The organism is Streptomyces wedmorensis (assembly GCF_000716445.1).
Taxonomy (GTDB): domain Bacteria; phylum Actinomycetota; class Actinomycetes; order Streptomycetales; family Streptomycetaceae; genus Streptomyces; species Streptomyces wedmorensis.
Map to the genome: position 1 here is coordinate 1 of NZ_JNWK01000131.1, position 3,337 is coordinate 3,337.

Genomic DNA, 3,337 nt, shown 5'->3' on the forward strand with positions numbered 1-3,337 from the left:
CGGCCCCTGGGTGACCACACCAATCAGACGGCTCCCGAACCGGGACCTGACCACGGCCCAGCAGACGATCAACCGGGCCCTGTCAGCGGCGCGGGCACCGGTCGAACGAAGCGTCGCGCGACTCAAGTCCTGGCGCATCTTCCGCAGAGCCCGCTGCAGCCCCAACCGCATGACCACCATCGCCCCAGCCATCCTCACACCCTGGAACGCCAACGCTGAAAATGCTCAGTGGCTCGTCGTGGTGGCCGCCACCGGCAGCGGGGCCGCGTTCACGGACCTGGCGGCGAAGGACGGCCCGCAGGCCAGGCGCGCGCTCTACCTCCACGCCCTTGCCTGCGCGATGGGTTCTCCCGGGGCCGATGCCCGGCGGCTGCTCGACCAGGTCGACACGGCGCTGGCGGCCGAGCACGGGCAGCGGTTCAAGCCTTGGCAGCGGGCCATGCTGCTGGCCTTCGAGGCCATCGCCCGCAGCGCGCTCGGCCTGCCGGAGGCGGCTGGCCGCATCGAGGAGTTCGAGCGGGTGCAGAGCCCGGACGGCTCCTTCTTCGGCATGCCCCTGGTCACCGGCATACTCCACCTCGCGCTCAACCGGACAGCTCCCGGGCACCGGGTGACCCTACGGGCCCGCGAGAGCCTGCTTGCCGACCAGCATCCGGACGGCACCTGGCGCTTCCTGGTCAGCGAAGTCTGGGACACCGGCCTGTTGGTCCGCTCCCTGCGCGGAGACCGCCACTTCGACCAGGGCGCGCTGCCCGCCGCCCTGACCTTCCTCGTCCGGGCCCAGAACCCGGACGGCGGCTGGCCCTGCACCGCCGTCCTCGACTCGGACAACGACACCACCGGCAACACCCTGCTCGCCCTGGCTGGCACCGCGGAGGCGGACCGAGTCCGCGCGGCGGCCACCCGCTACGCTCGCCGCCACCAGACCCGCGACGGACTGTGGCACATCTGGCTTGCGCACGACGACACCCCGGCCCCGGACGTCGTCGCCCACATGGTCGCCGGCATCGAGGCCGCCGCCCTGCCAGGCATCGAACTCGCCCGGCCCGTAGCCGGCTCGCCACCCTCGGCGCCGAAGGACACTGGGACAGCGACTGGTACATACCCCCGGCCTACGGCGCGGCCGAGATCAGCACCACCGCGCACCCGCACACCCCGCACCGCCCCACCCTGGAGACCCTCCTCGCCACGCAGCGCCCCGACGGCGGCTGGCCCCGCATCGAGGGCGAGCCGTACTCCAGCCCCACCGCCACCGGCCTGGCCCTCACCGCGCTCGCCGCCCACTGCGGCCACCTCCCCTACACCGCCCCCGCCCTGGAGCGGGCCCTGCGTTTTCTCATCGACACCCAGACCGACGACGGCACCTGGAGCGACCGGCCCGTCATGTCCGGCCCCCGCCCGTTCCTGACCGCCACCGGCACGCAGATCCACGCCCTGGCCGCCCGCGGACTGCGCGACGCACTCGCCACCACCAGCCAGGAGAACGACCCGTGCTGACCAACCCCGCACCCGCCGACATCCACACCGTCGAGTTCATCGCCGCCCAGCGCCCGGCGGCAGCGATCTTCGACTTCGACGGCACCCTGGTCGACACCGGCACCCTCAACAGCGACGCCGTCCGCGCCTCCTTCACCGACTTCGCCCTCACCGTTCCCGAACGGTGGCTGCACGACGCACCGTTGGCCGACCTCGGCACCCTGCGCGAACGCCTGCACGCCGACCTGGGCCTTCAGCTGCCCTGCTCGGACCAGGAGTTCGTCGCCCGCACCCGCGCGCACTGGCTCGCGGGCAGCCTCCGAGCACGGCCCGTGCCACGCGTCGTTTCCGCGGCCCGCCACCTGGCGGCGGCTGTGCCCACCGCCGTCGCCTCGGCCAACGACGGCCAGGTCGTCCGCGCGGGCCTGGCCGCGGTGGGCCTGGCCGACCTCTTCGACGTCCTGGTCGCCCGCGAACACGTCACCCGCCTCAAACCCGCCCCCGACGCCTACCTGCTGGCCGTCGCGAAACTGGCCGTGGCCCCCCACCGCTGCCTGGCATTCGAGAACACCACGGAAGGCATCACCGCAGCCCGCGCCGCCGGCATCCCCGTCATCGACATCCGCGAAGACACCTGGGCCATCCGGCAGCCCTGAGCAGACCCGCAAGCAGCCGTCAAAGTGTTCGACTCCAGCCAGGCGGCGCAGAGCCGAGCGCCAAGAGCCGAACCGAGGAGCTGCTCGCGAGTCAGGGTGAACAGGTCGGCAATGTCCTTGGCGAGGCCGGCTTCCACCAGCTGGGTCGCACGGGTGCCGCCCAGACCTTCGATGTCGAGCTGGTCCCGGCCGACCGCGAAGATCACTGAGGCCACGGCCTGACAACTTCGGCCGCGTACGCACCGCCACCGCTGTTCGGTGGTGTCGATTGCGTCGCCACGGCGGGGGCACGCCTCAGGAAAGACGACCGGGCTCTCGTTGCCGGTGCGCTGGTCGACCAGCGGTGCCTCGACCCGGGGAATCACGTCGCCGACCCGGGACACGAACACCTGGGCGCCGAGCCTCAGCCCGCGACGTGTGATGTCGGACGGACTGTGAAGCATGGCGTAAGTGGCCGTAACCCCGTCGATTATCACGGGCTCCAGGACTGCGCGCGGCGCGATAGTTCCGGTCCCGCCTGCGTTCCACTCCACCGCCAGCAGTCGCGTCACCCTGTGTTCGGCCGCTTCATGCCGTTCGGCAGCGCCTGTTCCGCGACCCGCAACCATAAGCGGATAGGTAATCCGATTGTGTGCTACGGTCCGAGTAAACGGATGGGCTATCCGGATAACCGGGTGGAGGAGTACGGGATGAAGAAGACAGCTGTGGTCACGGCGGGGACAGCCGGCATCGGACTGGAGACAGCCCTGGGGCTGGCCGACGCCGGGTTCTTCGTCACCGTGGTCGGACGCAACGCCGACAGGGGTGCTCAGGCGGTCGACCGAATCAACGCGATGAACCCGTCCCATCCCGCGCGGTTCCTGCCCGCCGACCTCGGCTCGCTCGACCAGGTGCGCGCGCTCGCTGACCAGATCGCCGCCGAACACGCCACCTCTGGTGACCCCCTGACCGTGCTGGTCAACAACGTCGGCGCGATGTTCCCGGAGCCACAGACCCTGGACGGGATCGAAGCGTCGTTCCTCGTCAACCACCTCTCGCCGTACCTGCTGACGGAACTGCTGTTGCCCACGCTGACGGCCGACGCACCCAGCAGGATCGTGAACGTGACGTCTAGGCCGTGTTTTAGAACTCGCTGACCTGCCTGGTTGGCCGTCCGGGGAAGTCGCGGGCGGCCATCCAGATAGTCAGGTCGCGGGCGATGTCGT

General features: G+C 70.8%; 2 protein-coding genes and 3 pseudogenes. 4 read left to right on the forward strand and 1 reads right to left on the reverse strand.

Translation table 11 applies throughout. The annotated features are described in order from the left end of the window. The 3 genes and pseudogenes from OO54_RS44695 to OO54_RS48120 all read left to right on the forward strand — a co-directional run. Window positions 1-219, forward strand: a pseudogene (locus tag OO54_RS44695) (transposase family protein); the annotation flags it as partial. Between the two features lie 19 nt (window positions 220-238). Beyond that, window positions 239-1,408: a hypothetical protein gene (locus tag OO54_RS45615; RefSeq protein ID WP_051787914.1), complete on the forward strand. Its 1,170-nt coding sequence runs from the start codon at window positions 239-241 to the stop codon at window positions 1,406-1,408. Between the two features lie 82 nt (window positions 1,409-1,490). Then, on the forward strand, window positions 1,491-2,132 hold the full coding sequence (locus OO54_RS48120; RefSeq protein ID WP_051787915.1) for an HAD family hydrolase: 642 nt from the start codon (window positions 1,491-1,493) through the stop codon (window positions 2,130-2,132). Between the two features lie 71 nt (window positions 2,133-2,203). On the opposite strand, the pseudogene OO54_RS48125 reads toward OO54_RS48120, so the two are convergent. Then, window positions 2,204-2,695: pseudogene (locus OO54_RS48125) on the reverse strand (NAD-dependent DNA ligase LigA); the annotation flags it as partial. A gap of 126 nt (window positions 2,696-2,821) precedes the next feature. On the opposite strand from OO54_RS48125, the pseudogene OO54_RS40655 reads away from it, so the two are divergent. Next, a pseudogene (locus tag OO54_RS40655) lies at window positions 2,822-3,244 on the forward strand (SDR family NAD(P)-dependent oxidoreductase); the annotation flags it as partial. Window positions 3,245-3,337 lie beyond the last annotated feature (93 nt).